Raw genomic sequence first — 19,210 nt, 5'->3', positions numbered from 1 at the left:
CTAAAACGGCCACCAGCTACTGTTAAAGAATCGTGTCAACCACCCCTGACGCGTTGTATCGGCCAGATCACCCGTACCGCTATAGGTAAGACGTGCATCGGCAAGCTTTGTCGACATTGCTGTATTTTCAGGAGAAACATCTTCTGGGCGCAGCAAACCACTGACCCGAATAACCTCTGAACCATTAGTCAGATTAAGCCACTTCTCTCCCTTAACCAGCATCAAACCATTCGGATAGATCTGATGCACGGTTACAGTAATGCTCCCCTGTAAACTATTACTCTGCCCAGTGGAGCCCTTACCCGAAAAAGAAGTATCGTTCTCAATATTCGTCGTCATATCCAGCGGTTGCTGACCGAGAATTGTCGGGTTCAGTACTTCAACCTCACTGGATTTGGACAAAGATGACTTGGTAGACTTTTGCGAGCTCGTCGTCTCTGTCAGTAAAACAGTAATGACATCGCCCACACGGTATGCCTTGCGGTCACCGTATAAAGTCATACTATAGTTCTGCTGGTAAAGAGAACCATTACTTGCCGGAGGCGGAGCAATATGACTCGGCTGCACTGGCGCATAAAAAGGATCGTCAGGTTTAATCATCTCATCCTTTGATTGGCATCCCACCAAAGCGAGCACAAACGTAAGTGCCATAATTCGTTTCATACCTAACCCCACCCAAAGCATCGCAATGTTATTTCAATCAAAACTTATAAAGTCTGCGTCAGATTACGTAACATACCATCAGCTGCTGAAACAACTTTAGAGTTCATCTCATAGGCACGCTGAGTGGAGATCATGTTCACCAGCTCTTCAACCGCATTTACATTCGAATTTTCAAGCATACCCTGCTCCGTTGAAGCCAGACCATCCTCATTTGGCACACCTACAATGGGGGCGCCGGACGCAGCAGTTTCTTTAAATAAATTACCACCGACTGATTGAAGCCCTGTGGGGTTTACAAAATCAGCAATCTCAATCTGCCCCACTTCTTGCTCAAGAGCCTGACCCGGCACCTTGGCAGATACAATACCATCCTGGCTAATACTAACGGTCTGAGTATCCTCAGGGAGCTGTATTACTGGCTCCAACAAAAAACCGGTAGCGGTCACAATTTGCCCTTCAGCATTTACCTGAAACTGGCCATTACGGGTATAACTCAACGTGCCATCCGGCATCTGAATCTGGAAAAAACCACGACCATCCAGAGCCATATCTAAAGGCTGCTCAGTCACCTGCAGGCTAGTTGCAGTATGCATTTTTTGGGTTGCCACGGTGCGAACACCCGTACCAAGCTGCAAGCCTGAAGGAAGCTGAGTATTTAAAGACGATTGCGCACCAGGCTGACGCACCTGTTGATATAGGAGATCCTGGAAAATCGCACGCTCCTTTTTGAAACCAACCGTACTCACGTTTGCCAAATTGTTAGAAATTGTGCGCAGCTGTGTATCCTGCGCGCTTAAACCGGTTTTACTAACCCATAAAGCTGCATGCATTGTTATATCCTCAATTTGGTTTCAGTTAGCCCATACGCATAACAGAAGCGGCCGCAGCCGAGTTTTCATCAACAGTCTTCATCATCTTGGTTTGCATTTCGTATTGGCGTGTTAAAGACAAAATATTGATCAACTCCTGAGCCGCATTGACGTTACTTGACTCAAGAAAACCAGACTCAACAGTGACTAACGCATCAGCCTCAGCTGGCTCACCCGAGCGCAAGCGCATCAGACCATCCAAGCCTTTTTCCATCTGCTGCTTATCCGGATTAACCAGCTTAATTCGATCCACCTGCGCCAAAGCATTGGCTTGGGCCCCTTGAGCCTGCACCGAGATCACGCCATCGACACCGATCTCAACGTGGGCAGCAGGAGGAATAACGATTGGACCACCTTCACCCAGAACCGGAAGGCCCTTGCCGGTACGAAGAACACCGTTAGGGTCAACCACCATTTCACCGGAGCGGGTGTAAGCCTCATCGCCCGTATTAGATTGAACTGCGATCCAGCCATCGCCCTGAATCGCAATATCAAGCGCTCGATCCGTCTGAATAAACGCACCACTTTGCATATCGGTAGCAGGCCGCTCCGTCAGCGCATAAACACGCGTTGGAAAGTGCTCACCAAAAACCGGCATTGCACGGGACTGCTCAAAATCTGCTTTAAAACCTGTGGTATTTGCATTAGCTAGGTTATTAGCCCTAGCGGTCTGCGCCATCATATTGTGCTTGGCACCTGTCATGGCGATATAAAGTGCTTTATCCATAATGACTTACCTCGTAATCATCCCCCGAACAAACTGTCACAGGACAACATCAAAAAGGGTGAGCCTTTGCCGTTTTCCTTTAAAACCGGAAACTTACATCACCTAAAACGGCAAAGGGCTTACAATTACCTAGATAATTGCAAGCCCTATGCCAAGAATAAGCTTTTTTATAATTCAGAAAGCAAAAAGCCTCTCAGAAAGAGAGGCCCTTGCTGTCAGGCTCAGCCTATTAACGCAGATTGATAATCGTCTGGGTAATAGTATCTGCTGTCTGCAGCGTTTTGGCGTTAGCCTGATAATCACGCTGAGCAATAATCATCTCCACCAACTCTTCAGACAGATCCACATTAGCATCTTCCAGGGCTTTAGATTCGATATTACCCGCAACCCCTACACCAGGAGAGTTTACAACGGGATCACCGGATTTGGTGGACTCGGCCCACATAGTGCCACCAACGGGTGTCAGTCCCTGCTCATTACGAAAGTTAGCCAATGCAACCTGACCAATCAACTTAGTCTGGCTATTGGTATAACGAGCAATAATACTGCCATCCTGATTAATATCTAAGCCAGCTAACTGCCCTGTGGCAAAACCATCCTGAGACAGCTCATTTGCTCCAAAAGAACCTGCAAACTGAGTCGTACCCGTCAAATCAATTTCAAAAATCTGGGGTTCATCAGAACCATTCTGATTATTTTGGCCGTCTTTAGGCACCCAGTCTTTAATTTTCATCGTTTTCAACGGCTCATCCAGAACCCCGAATTCCGTGAAATTAAAAGAGAAGTAATCCGGGGTATTTTCGTTGGCATCCGTCACTTTCTCGCCATCGACCGTCACATGCATATGCCAACGGTTATCAGCTGCCTCAGATTCCAACGCTGCCATTACTTTTATCATTGACTCCTGCGCAGCATTGACATCCGACCAATCTTTTTCAATATCCTGCAAGACATTAAGTGCCAACTGATAAACCCCGCCCTCTTCTGTGCCAGCGTTAGCATCTCGCTGAGCCTCTAGAGCGCTTATCACCTCATCGTATCTTGTCTCGTAATCAGCTGCCGCTGCAGGAACAGGTACATTCGTGGAATTAATCTCGTCTGTTAGAGGATTAGCACTCCCCATCACAGCCATTCTCAAATCACCTGCAATAGTATCAACGCCTGCATAAGCGCGCTGACCACCACTAATAACACCCGCAAGCTCTTCCAATGCGCCCGTAAATACAGTTCCAGTAATCTCAGTTGGTATCGTTGGCAAGTAATCATCAAGAGCCTTGTACGCGCCCTCATAGAACTCTTTGGTACGTCCATCAGCAGTGTCCACAAGATCCGAAAGAGCCTGCTTAATCGTCTTTAAGCGATCAGCCAAATCAACTCGCTCAGCTGCCGTAGCACCAGCAGGAGCTGCTGCTGCAAACTCCGGGTCAGCAAGGACGTCAACTGACACACCATTTAGAATAGCGGCAATATCATCATCTAATGTGCCATCACCAACATCATCAGGAGCCCCAATGGTTCCATCAGCATCCCCTGGAAAAACATCAGTTTCATCAGTAATCGGACTATAAGACCCTGGGGCAACCGAAGCTGCACCACCATGGCGAGCAGCACCAATCAAGGTTTGAATCGCCCGGGTTGGCTCACCGTATTCAGGCAAGTAAGGTGGCTGTTTAACAAAGTACTGCGTCATGGTGTGCGAGTTACCTAACGTATCGTAAACGATTGAAGGATACAGATGCGTATAGGTATCCGAGTCATTCGGATCAAAAATGTAATTAGAGGGCGCATCAGCACGTGAATCAAGGTTAAAAGACACATCCAATTGCGAGGTTGCATTCGGCGAAATATTCGCCTGCGGAATAAACAGATCATTAATAGCACCCACGGCAATACCATCACCATTGGCATTAGCAGGGTAACCCTGTAGTTTGTGGCCCGAATTAGTTACAATATAACCTTCTTTATTGACACCAAACATACCAGCCCGGGTATAACTCGTCTCGCCATTGCCTGCTTTTACTACAAAAAAACCATTACCATCGATCATCATATCCATGCTGTTCTGGGTAGATGTTCTTCCTCCCTGAGAAAACTGCTGGGCAATATTGCTCACACGAACACCATTACCGGTTTGACCAGTAGCCGAGCCCATACCGGACTTCGCATAAACATCCGCAAATTCCGCACGAGAGCGCTTAAAGCCCACAGTACTGGCGTTTGCAATGTTGTTACCAACAGTATTCAAGTGTTTTTTGGCGGCTGAAAGGCCAGAAATACCAAGGCTGAATGTACTCATAATTTACAATCCCTACTTTCTAAATTTAGAAAAATTCATTCACTTCACTTAACGCCACCGACCCTTTGCCGGCAAGGTTAAGCCACACTTCGCCGCCATTAGCGATAGTGACACTATCTACATTAGCGTTGGTATATGTAGTCAGACTGTAAGCCTTGCCATCAATCTCTGCACTGGACACGACTTGATACAAGCCAGGCTTAGCCATCTCACCATCATCCATAACACCATCCCACTCAAAGTCGATCTGACCTTCTGAGAAGAGACCGGCTTCGTTACGGTACTGCTCCGTATCGATGGTTTTCATCACCTGGCCATTATTATCAACAACAGTCATATCAATATTTTTAGCCGAGGCCGGAATAAAGGCACTACCAGTAAGGCTACCACCCTCAACCAAATTGCCAATATTTGACTGGACCTGAACCTTACGCCCAACCAAGGCAGAAGCCTGCAGAGCCTGAGAAGACTGCAGAGAGGTAATAAAACCTTCTGTTACTTTATTCAGGTTCTGAATACCCTCTACCATAGACAGCTGAGACAACTGGGCCATATATTCCGCATTACCCTGCGGCTCAAGAGGATCTTGGTTATTCATTTGTGTAATCATGAGCTTCATAAACTCATCTTTACCCATCTCGTTACTCTTAGCGGCCTTTGCAGCAGCATCAGCCTGCTTGCGGGCGTCAATACTATTGTTAGCCCAGAACTCACCGTTTACATCAAACGCCATGATTCACTACCTCGTTTACTGACCTAACGTCAAAACACGCTGCATCATTGTTTTAGCGGTGTTCATGACTTCTACATTGGTTTGAAATGAACGGGAGGCAGACAGCATATCAGCCATCTCTTCCACGACATTAACGTTAGGATAAAACACATAACCGTCTTCATTCGCCATAGGGTGATCCGGCTGAAAACGACGCTGCAAAGGTGCATCACTCTCAACAATGCCACGAACCATCACACCTTCACCAGCACTATCCTTGGGATCAAAACTAGTTACCGGATTACCGATTTCACCCTGCTTATAATTTTCCAGCATAGGAGCAAAAACCGCCTTACGGGCACGATAGGTCTGATCAACGCTGCTACTAACACTTTGTGCATTCGCCATGTTACTGGCGGTGGTATTCAGACGAAGGGTCTGAGCACTCATGCCACTACCGGCAATATTGAACACCTTACCTAAAGACATAATTATTCACTCCTCAACGCTTTGCTAAGACCTTTGAACTTACTATTCAAAAAGGTGAAGCTGGACTGGAACTCAAGAGCATTCCGGGCGTATTGCGCTTGTTCGATATCGGTTTCCACTGTATTGCCGTCAACAGCAGGCTGAGTCGGAATCCGATACTTTAGCGAGCTTTCGGTAATAACGGCTTCTGCAGGGATATGACGCGCATTTGTTCTATTAAGCTCCATGCGATCACGGCTTTCATACTCACCGCGCAGGATGCCTTTAAAATCAAGATCCCGCGCTTTGAATCCCGGCGTATCTGAGTTAGCGATATTGTTCGCCAGAATCTCAGAGCGCTCCGTACGAACACGAAGTGCATCGGGATGAATACCCAGAGCGTTTTTAAAACTGATTGCGGTCATAATTTGCCCTACCTGTTTTCTTTACTCTAACTAATACAATCACCGTGCCAAAAATAAAAAAACCTTTAAAATCAAAAAGATAAAAAAACAAAACGAACCGAAAAATTCGCAAGAATTATAAACAGGAATGTCATTGCCGCTTTTTCCAGGCACAAAAAAACCGCCAGGAGGCGGTTAATCTATAATTCTTTGATAACAGTTTTATATGCTAGACCTTAGATAAAATACCAGAGGCGGTTAGCTTCTCCAGCTCATCAAAAAGATCCTGAGGCAACATGCCAGTAATGGAACCTATATCAGCCAGATCATTCTCACCATCAGCGTATGCCAACAGATCCATCATATTGCGAACAATATTCTTGGTCGCCTTCGTTGACAACGTAGGATAAAGTCCTCGATTACCTAACTGAGGCTCACCTAAAATATCTGAATAGTAGCAACCATCTTTTTCAATCAGCATCACGCACAGTCTGACAAACTCATACCCCCCCTTAAGCCCTTCCGGTGACACAAATGAAAGATTATCCAGCGAGGTATGGTACTCCGGATACTCACCGAACTTAGTACGGCATAACGTACAGACCGGCAAATCAATACCAGGAGCACAGTACTGTCGCTCATCACTGCCACGTTCCAGAAACGAGTACAATGCAGGGGTATCGGTAAACTGACGAACCGCAAAACGCGAAATTCTGTCAGCATAAGTATCCGCATAACGGGACTGAACAATAGAGTAGTCACCATCATCACCTATGCAGGAGAGGACAAAGCCTGCCTTAACATGTTTTTTGAGATGCTCAAGATGCTGGGACAGATAAACCAACGACCCGATAGTTTCCGGCAGAAACAAAATACGATAACTGTAACGCCGATCAGGTAAACCCTGTAGCCATTTTGCCAACTCAATTGCCACGACTGGGCCTGAAAGCTCATTATTCGCCATCGAGGGATGGCATATGTAGGTTGAGAGCAGGATTTCTTCTGATGATTTTCCGGGGATGAACAATTCACCATAATTAAGCTCGCCAGGCGCGAGATCACTATCAATAACAACCCTAAAAAGGCGCTCAGGCCTTTCTGCCAGCCGTAAACGCTGCTTATGCGCCATACAGAACCCCCAGCGACGCCTATAGTAAGAAACCGCATACGGGATTGCTTCAGGCTGATCCGGCAGACTGTGTAAGTACTTGTCTAACTCAGAAAAGGTCATTACACGGTTTACAGGTACCGAATACCCCAAGACGTGCAGGTTATGATCATCAAAGTCAACAACACGCTCATGAGTCTCAGCACATTCTATATAAGCGGTACGAATGGTCCATTCATCCGGCACAGTCCAGTCAAAAGCTGAATCCCCTGATTGAGCACTGCGGATTTTAAGTTCTGGCTGCAGATCCTGAAGATACTTAAGTGTTTCCCTGTTACCCTTTCCGGTTAAACTTCGGTTAATAGGAAAGAGGTTCTCAATATGTCGGAAAAGAACAGATCCTATTGTGTTGTCTGTCATATGAAGCGATTACATCCTTACTGAACTGCAGAGATCTGATTATGCTTAGCAATTTATTAAAAGAAAAAACACACTTGCTTGACTGCACACTCAGAGATGGAAGTTATGAAATTGATTTCCAGTTTACTGAACTGCAAACAGAAAGACTATGCAGACAACTGGAGGAAGCTAACTTCCGCTTTATTGAAATAGGTCATGGTGTAGGCCTTGGTGCCAGCCAAAGCAATATGGGCGTCGCTGCGGCCAGTGATCTGGCTTACATGAAATCTGCCTCAGCAGGTTGTAGAAAGAGCTATTGGGGTATGTTCTGCATACCCGGCGTCGCCAGCTTGGATGATATTTCTTTGGCGGCGGACCAAGGAATGGACTTTATCCGAATTGGCAGCAACATCGCAGAGTACGAATCCACCCGATCTTATATCCGGCACGCTAAAGAAAAAGGCCTGCTGGTGTGCAGCAACTTTATGAAGTCCTATGCAGCACCGACTCAGCATTTTGCGGAAGCCGCTGACCGTGTATCAGAGTACGGCAGCGATCTGGTTTATATTGTTGATTCAGCGGGAGGGATGCTACCGCACGAGATAGAGAACTTTGCCCACGCTACACGGGAAAAAAACCCTGACCTGTTACTCGGCTTTCATGGACACAACAACCTTGGCATGTCAGTAGCTAATTCTTTGAAGGCGATTGAGCTAGGCTTTTCCCTGATAGATACCTCGGTTGCCGGTATGGGAAGAAGTGCAGGCAATACACCCGCAGAGCACCTGCTGTCTGTTCTGCAACGTATGGGGACGCCCATGGATATTGATATACTGAAAGTGCTGGACATTTACGAGAGCAGTATCCATGAACTATGCAAACGTAAGATTGACCCCATTGATACTATATCCGGTCTGGCATTGTTCCATTCCAGCTATCTGCCTAAAATTATCCGGTATTCCAGCGAATACAATCTGGACCCCAGAGCCCTTATCCTGGCGCTTTGTGACATCAATAAGACTGATGCTCCGGATGAACTACTGCTGCAGCTTGCACAACAACTCCCAGCACGCGAAACACCGCCTCGCTGGAACAGCCTGTATAAAACATCCAATATAGACGAACAGTCACGATGAATTTAAGCCAATATTTCGACCATACTCCTGACAACATTGCTCTGATTTGCGGCTCACACCATTATCGCTATGCCGAGCTGAAAACACTCTGTTCAGAAAAAAATCTGGCCCTGACTGCTGCCGGTGCGCAACAAAACTGCATCATTGCCATTGAACTTGAAAACAGCCTGGAGGCGGTAATAACGCTGCTAACCTGTTTTATATACGGTTACTCCGCCCTGATGCTGAACCCCAAAGACAGTAAATCCAACGCCGACATTCTGAGCAAAAACAAAGTTAATCTGCATATCACCCATAACAGCATAACAAAGCATTCTGATCAGATAAGATTTCAGAAAAGCTATCTGATTTGTTTTACCTCCGGCACAACAGGTACCCCGAAAGGTGTTTGCCACCCTTTTGAAAATATTATCGCCAATGCATTAGCGTTTAATAACGCCAGTGGTATCAATCACGAAACTCGTCTACTGCATGTTTTTCCTATCAGTTATATGGCTGGTATTCTGAACACCCTCATTTCTCCTCTTGTTGCCTCCGGAACCGTTATACTCTCCGCCCCTTTCTCTGCAGAAAAAATTTCCGGTTTCTGGGATGACCTGATTGAGCACAACTGTAATACCACTTGGCTGACGCCAACAATCATCAGTTTTGTTACGGCCACAACGCGTAATACAGAAACCCTTACCGCCGTCAAAGAAAGGCTGAAACTACTGCTGGTAGGAACAGCTCCGCTCCTACAGGATAAAAAAGCACAGTTTGAAGCCAAGTTTGGTATCGATTGCATTGAAAGCTATGGCATGTCTGAGATTCTGCTGGTCAGCGCCAACTTTCAGAAAACAGAGCGCTCTGTAGGCCAGCCCCTTAACGGTATAGAGGTTAAAACTTCAGGAAATCTTTTTGTCAGCTCTCCCTTTGCTTTTGATGGCTATCTGATTGATGACATCTGGCACCCTGCCAATATTGAACACGGCTTTTTCGATACCGGCGATATTGCTGAAATCAAAGATCAGCAAATCATGATTACCGGCAGACAGAAAGACCTCATCATCAAAGGCGGGAAGAATATAAGCCCCCGTTTTATTGAAGAAACAATCATCATGCACCCGCAGGCTCAGGACGTTGCCGTCATTGGCACTTCGCATCCGTTTTGGGGAGAAGACATTGTCGCCTTTGTCGAAACAGAGTCAGAAGATACCGACAGCTTCTCCAATTTCTGTAAAGAACAGATCGACAGGGAGCTTTTGCCCTCAAAAATTCACCTGATAAAATCATTTCCTAGGAATAGAACGGGCAAAATAATGAAAAACAAACTAATGGAGTACATCTGATTTGATTATCGGGCTTGCTCATATAACGGTAGCCACCGACAATTTAAACGACCTGTCAGAGTATCTTGAAAATGGCTACAACATTATTGCTGAAGAAAAAAATCTGAAAAATGATGTTCAGAAAAAAAAATTTTTAAGCAAGGACTTGGCAACTCACGATCTCTACATCCTGGACAAGGAAGGAGAACCAAGGGTGGAGCTCATTCAGTATTCAGAAACGAAGAATACCAGCTATATAAAACAGCAACAAAAAGCATTAACCCTGCAGAGCCGGAACCAGAAAAAGGATCTGGCTCTTCTGGAGAAGCTGATATCGTCCAGCGCTGAGGGAAATACCTTACAAGTTAATTCTCCCATTGCATCATTACGTGCATCTATCACGTTGGAAGCAATGCAAAACTCTGATAGCAATGAACACTACCTCAATAGTAAAGGTGGTGTTTGTATCGCTTTAATTGTCAGAAACCTTGCAGCTTTGTGTGAACAAAGGGTCGCAAAAGATATTGATAAAACTGAAATATTTGCCACCGAAATTAACCAGAAAAAAGTCAACGTAGTGTTGCTTAAGACCTACGGTGGTTTTTTCATCGAACTGTACGAGTTTGCAAAATGAAAAAAATTACTGACCTCACTATGACCATCGAAGAGGGTATGCAAACCTTTGCTGCTCACTGGCACCCTTTTGTTGAGATTACTCAGCTTGGCCGACATGGCATTGAAAATCGCGAAACGCGAAAGCTGACTCTTGGAACTCATACGGGAACCCATATGGATGCACCACGCCACTTTATCCGTGATGGTGCGACCATGGAGTCCGTTCCTCTTCATGCTTTAGTGGGCCAGGCAACGGTGCTCGACTTTTCGAAACTGCCGGATTTTCATGAAATCAGCCGGGATGAGCTGGAAGCACTTCTAGCGGGTAAAGACGCAACACGCGTCGTTTTCCGGTTTGACTGGGATCGTCACTTGGGCACTAATAAATACTACTCGGATCACCCCTTCCTGTCTGAAGAAGCCTGTGAGTACTTGGTAAAACGCGGCTGTAAAATGATCGCATTGGATACGCCCCAGCCCGACAACCCTAAGAATGGTCGCCATGCACCTAAAGATGCGCCAAATCATAAGATTTTGCTTTCAAAGGATATTTATATCGTTGAATACCTGATCAACCTGAAAGATCTGCAATCTGACAGCGTTTTTCTTGTGGTCGCACCTTTAAAAATCAAAGACGGTGACGGCGCACCGGTTCGCTGTTTTGCGATTGAGGAGTAACAATGAACACTCTGGATTGGCTAGTAAAAACCTTTCAGGAAAAATCTGGCAAAAGCGACATCAACACTGAGAACAATTTTTTTGAACAGGGCCTGATCGACTCTTTTGACATTATTATGCTGATTGAAGAGATCGAGCAAAAGTTCGATATTCGTTTTACCGATGAAGACTTCCAGAACCGGAACTTTGCCACGATATCCGGTCTGGCTGACATTATTGTAAAGAAAGCGTAATCAACATGTATCACTATACAAAAACAGATGCGGTTTCAGCCCTTAAAAGCCTCGGTATCACAGCGGGAGACACCCTGTTTATACATAGCAATATCGGCTTTTTTGGTATCCCGGAAGGTGAGAGAAGCCCGGACAATGCAAACAAAACACTGCTTGCGGCACTACTTGAGGTTTTAGGTGATAACGGTACCTTGGTCGTGCCAACGTTTACCTACTCATTCAGCAATGGTCAAAGCTTTGATCCAGATAACAGCCTGTCAGGTTGCGGTCGCTTTGCTGAGTTCATCCGAATGCATCCGGATAGCGTCCGCTCAACAGATCCCCATGTATCAGTTGCAGCCCTTGGTAAGAAGGCTATACAACTGACCCAAAATGTCAGTAAAAATGCCTACGCAGAAAATTCTTTTTTTGCCCGCTTTTTTCAGGAAGGCGGCAAAGTCTGTAACTTCAACTTTGATACAGGTTCAACCTTGGTACATTACATTGAGCGCCTGCTGAATGTTCCATACCGCTTCGACAAGGCATTTACCGGTACCATTTCATCGCAGGGTCAGGAGCAGGAAGACTGTTTCACTATCTATGTGCGCGACACCAGTACAGACGCCACCATCGCTGACTTTACAACATTGGATAAGCTTGCAGTCGAGCAGAACTTATACCAAAAAGCGACTCTGGGCCGTGGATTTATTGGAGTCATCAGCATCAGAGACAAATACCAGCTGATTAAAGATGAACTGCAGCTTAATCCTAACCTTCTGATAAAAGGGGAATACTGTGAGAAATGAATGGACAGATTTTACAAGCAAAATACTCAGATCTCCTACCCGGCAGAAGGCGTTATCAGGATATTTAAGGGCAAATTCCCTAACCTTGATCTGAGTGAGCTAAAACCTGGCTATAAAGTGCTCGACCTTGGTGCTGGCGACGGGCGGCACCTGGCTTTTTTTGACAAGCTGGGCTTTGACACACATGGCGTTGAAATATCCGAAGAAATCTGCAATTCACTTCAGCAGAAACTTAACACGCTTGATATCAGAGCCACAGTCAAAGAGGACATGGCCTCTCATATCCCTTACTCGGATGATTTTTTCGATGCCATTCTGGCCTAGAATAGCTGTTACTATATGGAAAGTGCAAAAGCTGACTTTCAGGATCACGTCCGTGAAATGGCAAGACCACTGAAAAGTGGAGGCTTATTTGTTTGCTCTGTCCCCCAGCCCAGCTCCTTTATTTTTAAGGATGCGGACTACACCGATACAGAGAAAAAGTACAAAACAGTCAAAGATGACTTTTTTGGCCTGAGCTACGACTGGTATGTTTTCGTTGCCCAAAAAAACTAGTCATCTCGGCTTGATCTGGTGATGAGCAATCAGATTTACAGTCAACGACCTCCGATTGCCCCTCCTCCAAACAATTAAGGGTGTTGCTTACAGCTCCTTCAAAATCTCCCGGGCAATAATCACGCGCTGGATCTCGCTGGTACCTTCATAAATAGCGGTCACACGAACATCCCGGGCGAAGCGCTCAAGGGGATACTCTTTAACATAGCCATTGCCCCCCATCAGCTGAAGTGCGCTATAACAGGCGGTATTGGCTTTTTCCGTGGCGTAAAGTTTGGCCATGGAGGCTTCTTTAGCAAACGGCAGTCCCTGTTCTTTTTTCCAGGCAGCACTCATCAGCAGAAGACGGGCCGCTTCAAGCTCGGTGTAATGATCTGCCATCATCCATTGCAGCCCCTGAAACGCAGCTAAGGGTTTACCAAACTGCTCACGCTCTTTGGTATAGCGCGCCGCATAATCCATAGCCGCACTACCGATACCCAGCGCCAGTGAGCCGATACCGATGCGGCCACCCGCCAGTTCTGCAACTGCAATACGGAAGCCATCATTCAGCTTACCCATCATGGCGGAATCCGGCACACGACAGTTATCGAACAGGACTTCATTGGTGGCCGAAGCCTTCTGACCCATCTTGTCTTCTGCTTTGCTGATCTTTACGCCGGGATTGTCGGCATCGACCAGGAAGCAGCTGATGCCCTTACCTTTAGGCGCGTCTTTATCCGTTACCGCCCAAACCACAAATACACCTGCGTATTCCGCACTACTGATCCATTGTTTAGCGCCATTGATGATCCAGTCATCACCATCTTTGACCGCACTGGTGCGCATACCGGAAGGGTCAGAACCCGCATTGGCTTCACTCAGGCAAAAGCTGCCTGCGGCAAACTCACCGCTGCAGATTTTAGGGATATACTTTTGACGCTGCTCTTCATTACCGACTTCCTGAATCACTTCCGCCACCATATTGGTCACGGACATCGTAACCGCAGTAGAAGCACAGGCCCGAGCGATCTCTGTCATGGCTACGCTGAATGCAATAACGCCAGCCTCGGAGCCGCCGTATTCAGCTTTTACGTTCAGCCCCATAAAGCCAAGCTCAGAAAGCTTTTTAAGATTGGATAGCAGAATCTCACGATCACCGGTTTTATCCAGCTCTGCTGCAACCGGTTCCAGTTCAGTCTCGGCAAACTTGCGAGCCATATCCTGAATCATTTGCTGCTCTTCGGTTAATGCCATCTGCATAGCGCTACCTCACTCTCTTAATCAATCACTTATCATCAACCCGATAGGGCCGATTTAAACCATTCGGATTGCGCCATCCAGGCGGATCACTTCGCCATTAAGCATGGTATTTTCGATAATGTGGCAGGCCATTGCAGCAAACTCAGCGGGCTTACCCAGTCGTTTAGGGAATGGAACTGAGTTACCCAGCGCTTCAACCGCTTCATCCGGGATATCACTCATCATAGGCGTCTCAAAAACCCCCGGAGCTAGCGTCATAACGCGGATACCATGACGGGAAAGTTCACGAGCCAGCGGCAATGCCATACCGGCAACACCCGCTTTAGATGAAGAGTAAGATGCCTGGCCAACCTGACCATCAAAAGCTGCAATAGAGGCAGTATTGATAATGATGCCGCGTTCGTTATCTGCCATTGGTGCATTTTTAGCCATCGCCTGAGCTGCCAGACGATTAACATTAAAGGTGCCAATCAGGTTGATATTCACACCCTTAGCAAACAGATCTAATGAGGCTGGATTCAAATCCCGGTCCAGTAGCTTCTGTACAACGACAATACCGGCACAGTGGACAACCCCATGCAGACCACCATAGGACTCAACCGCCAGATTAACCGCACTTTGAACATCCTCTTCAGAGGTAATATCCGTCGCGATAAAACTGGCACACTCACCCAGTTCAGCCGCCAGATCGATACCTGATTTATTGATATCAGCCAGAACGACATTAGCCCCCTGCTCAATCAATTGGCGGGTTGTCGCTTCACCCAGACCTGAAGCAGCGCCAGTTACCAGAAATGTTTTTCCTGAAATTTGCATCTTGATATCTCTCTGTTTTTCTGTCGGACCATTAGCAATGGCCGGAAACATTATTTAAAAGATTAGAAAAGGAACGCCGGATCAGATCCGGCGTTCTCTTGAATGAAAGCGCTTTATACCGCACTTGCCTCATCCTCGGCCTGCTTACGCAGAATGAAACGCTGAATCTTGCCACTCGGCGTTTTCGGCAGTTCATCGACAAATTCGATCTCACGAGGGAACGCATGGGTCGACAGACGCTCACGAACCATATTCTGAATGTCCTGCACCAGCTCATCGGATGCTTCGTGACCATCACGTAACACGACAAACGACTTAATAATGTGACCACGCTTAGCATCCGGCTTACCTACTGCAGCACTTTCGGCCACGGCTTCATGCTCAAGTACCGTACCTTCAACATCGGCCGGACCTACGCGATAACCCGCCGTGGTAATAATGTCGTCATCACGACCACTGAACTGATAACAGCCATCGCGGTTTTCAAATACCATGTCACCGGTCAGGTAGTACTTACCGTGGAATGGCTTCTTCTCCTGCCAGGTGTACCCCTGGAAGAAAAATGCCGGAGAGTTCTCCATATCCACAGCAAACTGGCCTTCTTCGCCGGGACTGACCTCATTGTAGTCCGCATCAAGGGCCACAACGCGATAACCCGGCAGGGCGTAACCCATCGCACCAATATGAACATTGTGCTCCAGAGCATGATGGTTACAGCAGGTCATACCGGTTTCAGTCTGACCGTAGTGATCCATCACCGGGCAACCCAGAACATCACTCACCCAGTTCACTACTTCAGGACTTAGTGGCTCACCGGCAGAACTCGCACGACGCAGCGCCAGTTTCGGCTCCATCTCTTTATGGGCATCACTGGCCATCATCATGCGATAAGCGGTAGGGGCGGCAGCCAGATTGGTAATCTGGTATTTCTCCAGCATCTCGTAGGTGTTTTCCGTAGTAAAACCGGCCTCATTAAAGTGAGTGGCTACCCCCATGCACAGCGGACCGGTAATGGCGTAGTACAGACCATAAGCCCAACCCGGATCAGCCACGTTCCAATACTTGTCGTCCTGATCCAGACCAATGGCGTACTTCATATAGATGTAGAAGCCCAACAGCGCTTTCAAAGGAACCGCAACCCCCTTCGATTTACCCACCGTGCCGGAAGTAAACATCTGCAGGAACGGCTGCTCTGCATCCAGAACAACCGGTTCAAACTGATCACTTTGCGCTTCAAGCACACTGGCAAAATGCAGATCTCCTTTTGCACCTGCTTCAGAGGCATGCTCGCAAACCTGAACCACTGTCGGCAGGCCTTTAACCTGATCAAACTTATGACGGTTTGCAGTATCAGTCACGACCACTTTGGCATCACACTGGCTGATACGATACTCAATCGCCTCATAACCAAAGGCGGTAAACAGCGGCTGATATACCGCTCCAATTCGCCAGGTGCCCAGCACAACAACCAGCAGATCAGCAGTACGCGGTAACATACAGGAAATACGGTCGCCCGCTTTTACGCCTTGGGACGCCAGAAAGTTAGCGAACTGTGCCGACTTTGCCTGCAGCTCTGCCCAGGTATGTTTTGAGCTGGTGCCATCTGAGGCTTCACAGAACAGGCCCACTTCGTCACCACGACCTGCGGCAACCTGCTTATCACAGCATTCCACACAAGCGTTAAAGCCTGTTTTAAGACTGCCGGTGAACTCGGCTTCCACCTGATCCATAGAAAAATCAGCCATAAAAGCTGCGTAATGCTGCTTTTCTGCAGCCGTGCCTGTCATAGGGTTTGTTGTTGTCATGAGGATCTCCGAATATCCAACGCCAGATTTGTTTTTATTGGTGGCCGGCGGCCGGAATCTGCAAAATAAAACAGTTTACGTAAACGTCATCCAGTCGCTTCAAAAAAAGCGCATTACAGATAACTAGCAAGCGCTCGGTTTTTACAACAATTTAGCGATCCTTCGCCATACGCGCAAGCCCCCGCTGGCATTTTTCTACTAACGGGCAGGCAAACATCAGCTTACGGGTGTCAGGTAATCGGCACGGAGGGCAGCAACCTCCTGATATGAAACAAAAAAGCTCGCCAGGGCGAGCTTTAATGGAGATAACGGCTATTGACCTGATCGCCTTTCAGCATAACGCTGGTCAGCCTAGCCCTATCAGCTCTCCCAGTGCCTGCGCAAGATCATCCGGCGTTTTCTCTCCATCGGCGTCATACCACTGCACCGTCCAGTTCAGAGCACCAAGCGCAAAGCGACGAATTAACGGCTGGTCGCCGTTGATCAATCCTGCGGCAACACAATCATCGATCACTTGCTGCCAGAGCTGCTCGTACTGATCGCGCATATCAATCAGCACGCTTAATGAATCCTCGGTCAGACTACGCCACTCGTACAGAGCAACCACGTGGGCATTTCTGTCATTCAGCAACGTACTCAGGTGTGCCTTGGCCAGGGCTTTAAAGCGATCCTTAGGATCACTGAGACCCGTTAGGGCCTGATCCGCAATCACCATGGCACTTTCCATACCGTCCTGAATAACGGCGCAGAGAATCTCCTGTTTATCGTTAAAGTGATGAAAAAGGCTACCGGACTTAATACCCATGGCGTCAGCCAGCATACGGACCGTCGTTCGCTCATAGCCCTGCTCACAGAACAGTCGGGCTGCAATAGCCACCAGTTCCTTGCGTCGTTTTGAATTATTAGTTAGAGTCATCTCAAATCTAGCGCTTGCTTGGTTTTTTGATTGAATGCCAACAAATTAACCACAATCCCCCCAAAGGGGTCAAATATAAGCGGCACTAAATCTTGCTGCAGCGCGCATAAATACTGAAGCTCAGCAGCACATTGTTTTCTGACTGAGCTTTAACGCTTTTTTCAAAAAAGCCATCCACACTAACCGTTCGTGATCGAATCGCGGCACACTGCAATGACTCCGCCTTCCGGTCCGAATCCAATAACAAAAAAGGGTTTCAAGCATGAAAGAAGATGCCGTTGTCATCGTTTCCGGAGCACGTACGCCTATGGGCGGTATGATGGGTAGTCTGAGCACGTTGACCGCTCCTGAACTGGGTAGCATAGCCATTGCTGATGCGATCCGTCGCGCCAACCTGCAACCTGAAGATATTCAGGAAGTGATTATGGGCTGTGTACTTCCGGCCAGCCTTGGTCAGGGCCCGGCCCGTCAGGCGATGATGAAAGCTGACATCCCGGTATCTACCGGAGCAACCACCATCAACAAGTTGTGTGGCTCAGGTATGAAAGCCGCCATGCTGGCCCACGACCTAATTAAAGCCGGTAGCAATGACATCATGATTGCTGGTGGTATGGAGAGTATGAGTAATGCCCCCTACCTGATGACAAAAGCCCGTAGCGGTATGCGCCTGGGCCATGGCGAAGTCAAAGACCACATGTTTATGGATGGCCTGGAAGATGCCCGCACCGGCAAACTGATGGGCGTATTTGCTCAGGAGATTGCTGACGAACGCGGCTACACCCGTGAAGCGATGGACAACTTTGCTATCGACTCTCTGAAAAAAGCGATGACCGCGATCGATGATGGCAAGCTGAAAGCAGAAACCGCACCGGTAACTATCAGCAGCCGCAAAGGCGAGACCCTTGTTGTGGATGATGAACAGCCGCACAACGCCAATATCGATAAGATTCCATCCCTGCGCCCTGCGTTTAAGAAGGACGGCACGGTAACCGCGGCAAACTCCAGCTCTATTTCCGATGGTGCATCCGCACTGGTACTGATGCGTGAGTCAGAAGCTGAAAAACGCGGCCTGAAACCAATGGCGCGTTTTGTGGCCCACGCGACCAATTCCCGCGAGCCTTCTGAGTTCACACTGGCACCGATCGGCTCCATCGAGAAAGTACTGGCCAAAGCGGGCTGGTCGATTGACGACGTCGACCTTTTTGAGATTAACGAAGCCTTTGCAATCGTTACCATGCTGGCAATTGACGGACTGAATATCCCGGCCGAGAAGGTCAATATCTATGGTGGAGCCTGTGCACAGGGTCATCCAATTGGTTCTACCGGTTCCCGCATTCTGGTAACGCTGATGCATGCGCTACAGCAGGAAGGCAAAAAACGAGGTATCGCATCTCTTTGTATTGGCGGTGGCGAAGCAACCGCAGTTGCTGTTGAGCTGCTGTAAGCCGGCGCAGCGCTGATTCCCGCGGCAACAGC

General features: G+C 47.6%; 21 protein-coding genes. 9 read left to right on the top strand and 12 right to left on the bottom strand.

Translation table 11 applies throughout. The features are described from left to right. The 8 genes from flgH to AC4GL5_RS03430 all read right to left on the bottom strand — a co-directional run bounded on the left by flgH (position 1) and on the right by AC4GL5_RS03430 (position 7,667). Entirely contained in the window at positions 1-651 is a 651-nt protein-coding gene (gene flgH / locus AC4GL5_RS03465) for a flagellar basal body L-ring protein FlgH (protein ID WP_490381389.1), read from the bottom strand. 56 nt (positions 652-707) lie between these two features. Beyond that, on the bottom strand, positions 708-1,493 hold the full coding sequence (gene flgG / locus AC4GL5_RS03460; protein ID WP_490381388.1) for a flagellar basal-body rod protein FlgG: 786 nt from the start codon (positions 1,491-1,493) through the stop codon (positions 708-710). Between the two features lie 25 nt (positions 1,494-1,518). Next, positions 1,519-2,259: a flagellar basal-body rod protein FlgF gene (gene flgF / locus AC4GL5_RS03455; RefSeq protein WP_490381387.1), complete on the bottom strand. Its 741-nt coding sequence runs from the start codon at positions 2,257-2,259 to the stop codon at positions 1,519-1,521. A gap of 229 nt (positions 2,260-2,488) precedes the next feature. Then, complete coding sequence (locus tag AC4GL5_RS03450) at positions 2,489-4,555, bottom strand: flagellar hook-basal body complex protein (protein ID WP_490381386.1); 2,067 nt, start codon at positions 4,553-4,555, stop codon at positions 2,489-2,491. 25 nt (positions 4,556-4,580) lie between these two features. After that, positions 4,581-5,288, bottom strand: coding sequence for a flagellar hook assembly protein FlgD (locus AC4GL5_RS03445; protein WP_490381385.1), 708 nt, complete (start codon positions 5,286-5,288; stop codon positions 4,581-4,583). 15 nt (positions 5,289-5,303) lie between these two features. Beyond that, positions 5,304-5,756: a flagellar basal body rod protein FlgC gene (gene flgC / locus AC4GL5_RS03440; protein WP_490381384.1), complete on the bottom strand. Its 453-nt coding sequence runs from the start codon at positions 5,754-5,756 to the stop codon at positions 5,304-5,306. 2 nt (positions 5,757-5,758) lie between these two features. Beyond that, the gene (gene flgB, locus AC4GL5_RS03435; protein ID WP_490381383.1) at positions 5,759-6,160 is read right to left on the bottom strand and encodes a flagellar basal body rod protein FlgB; all 402 of its coding nucleotides are present in this window, start codon (positions 6,158-6,160) and stop codon (positions 5,759-5,761) included. Between the two features lie 208 nt (positions 6,161-6,368). Further along, positions 6,369-7,667 carry a DUF4910 domain-containing protein gene (locus AC4GL5_RS03430; protein ID WP_490381382.1) on the bottom strand — a complete coding sequence of 433 codons (1,299 nt, stop codon included), beginning with the start codon at positions 7,665-7,667 and terminating at the stop codon, positions 6,369-6,371. A 41-nt stretch (positions 7,668-7,708) separates the two neighbouring features. Here AC4GL5_RS03430 and AC4GL5_RS03425 point away from each other — a divergent pair, with 41 nt between their 5' ends. From AC4GL5_RS03425 to AC4GL5_RS03390, 8 genes are read left to right on the top strand one after another with little or no spacing between them, the layout of a single operon-like run. After that, positions 7,709-8,782, top strand: coding sequence for a hydroxymethylglutaryl-CoA lyase-like TIM-barrel protein (locus AC4GL5_RS03425; protein ID WP_490381381.1), 1,074 nt, complete (start codon positions 7,709-7,711; stop codon positions 8,780-8,782). After that, complete coding sequence (locus AC4GL5_RS03420) at positions 8,779-10,110, top strand: class I adenylate-forming enzyme family protein (protein ID WP_490381380.1); 1,332 nt, start codon at positions 8,779-8,781, stop codon at positions 10,108-10,110. The genes AC4GL5_RS03425 and AC4GL5_RS03420 overlap by 4 nt, the downstream gene beginning before the upstream one ends. 1 nt (position 10,111) lies before the next feature. Beyond that, the gene (locus tag AC4GL5_RS03415) at positions 10,112-10,723 is read left to right on the top strand and encodes a hypothetical protein (protein WP_490381379.1); all 612 of its coding nucleotides are present in this window, start codon (positions 10,112-10,114) and stop codon (positions 10,721-10,723) included. Beyond that, positions 10,720-11,382: a cyclase family protein gene (locus tag AC4GL5_RS03410; RefSeq protein ID WP_490381378.1), complete on the top strand. Its 663-nt coding sequence runs from the start codon at positions 10,720-10,722 to the stop codon at positions 11,380-11,382. The genes AC4GL5_RS03415 and AC4GL5_RS03410 overlap by 4 nt, the downstream gene beginning before the upstream one ends. Positions 11,383-11,384: 2 nt before the next feature. Beyond that, positions 11,385-11,615, top strand: a complete 231-nt coding sequence (locus AC4GL5_RS03405) for an acyl carrier protein (protein WP_490381377.1) — start codon at positions 11,385-11,387, stop codon at positions 11,613-11,615. 5 nt (positions 11,616-11,620) lie between these two features. Continuing rightward, entirely contained in the window at positions 11,621-12,400 is a 780-nt protein-coding gene (locus tag AC4GL5_RS03400; protein WP_490381376.1) for an AAC(3) family N-acetyltransferase, read from the top strand. Further along, entirely contained in the window at positions 12,401-12,724 is a 324-nt protein-coding gene (locus AC4GL5_RS03395; protein ID WP_490381375.1) for a class I SAM-dependent methyltransferase, read from the top strand. A gap of 15 nt (positions 12,725-12,739) precedes the next feature. Further along, positions 12,740-12,955: a hypothetical protein gene (locus tag AC4GL5_RS03390; RefSeq protein ID WP_490381374.1), complete on the top strand. Its 216-nt coding sequence runs from the start codon at positions 12,740-12,742 to the stop codon at positions 12,953-12,955. An 87-nt stretch (positions 12,956-13,042) separates the two neighbouring features. Here the strand turns inward: AC4GL5_RS03390 and AC4GL5_RS03385 are convergent, their stop codons facing one another. The 4 genes from AC4GL5_RS03385 to AC4GL5_RS03370 all read right to left on the bottom strand — a co-directional run bounded on the left by AC4GL5_RS03385 (position 13,043) and on the right by AC4GL5_RS03370 (position 17,734). Next, entirely contained in the window at positions 13,043-14,197 is a 1,155-nt protein-coding gene (locus AC4GL5_RS03385) for an acyl-CoA dehydrogenase family protein (protein WP_490381373.1), read from the bottom strand. A gap of 54 nt (positions 14,198-14,251) precedes the next feature. Next, positions 14,252-15,013, bottom strand: a complete 762-nt coding sequence (locus AC4GL5_RS03380; RefSeq protein ID WP_490381372.1) for a 3-hydroxyacyl-CoA dehydrogenase — start codon at positions 15,011-15,013, stop codon at positions 14,252-14,254. Positions 15,014-15,126: 113 nt separating this feature from the next. Further along, positions 15,127-16,818 carry an AMP-binding protein gene (locus AC4GL5_RS03375; RefSeq protein WP_490381371.1) on the bottom strand — a complete coding sequence of 564 codons (1,692 nt, stop codon included), beginning with the start codon at positions 16,816-16,818 and terminating at the stop codon, positions 15,127-15,129. 346 nt (positions 16,819-17,164) lie between these two features. Further along, a complete protein-coding gene (locus AC4GL5_RS03370; RefSeq protein ID WP_490381370.1) occupies positions 17,165-17,734 on the bottom strand; it encodes a TetR/AcrR family transcriptional regulator in 570 nt (189 codons plus the stop codon). 262 nt (positions 17,735-17,996) lie between these two features. On the opposite strand from AC4GL5_RS03370, the gene AC4GL5_RS03365 reads away from it, so the two are divergent. Further along, a complete protein-coding gene (locus AC4GL5_RS03365) occupies positions 17,997-19,178 on the top strand; it encodes an acetyl-CoA C-acyltransferase (RefSeq protein WP_490381369.1) in 1,182 nt (393 codons plus the stop codon). Positions 19,179-19,210: the final 32 nt, after the last annotated feature.

The organism is Oceanospirillum sp. (assembly GCF_982874595.1).
The sequence above is the reverse complement of the archived record's forward strand: the minus strand, read 5'-3'. Positions and strand labels throughout refer to the sequence as shown.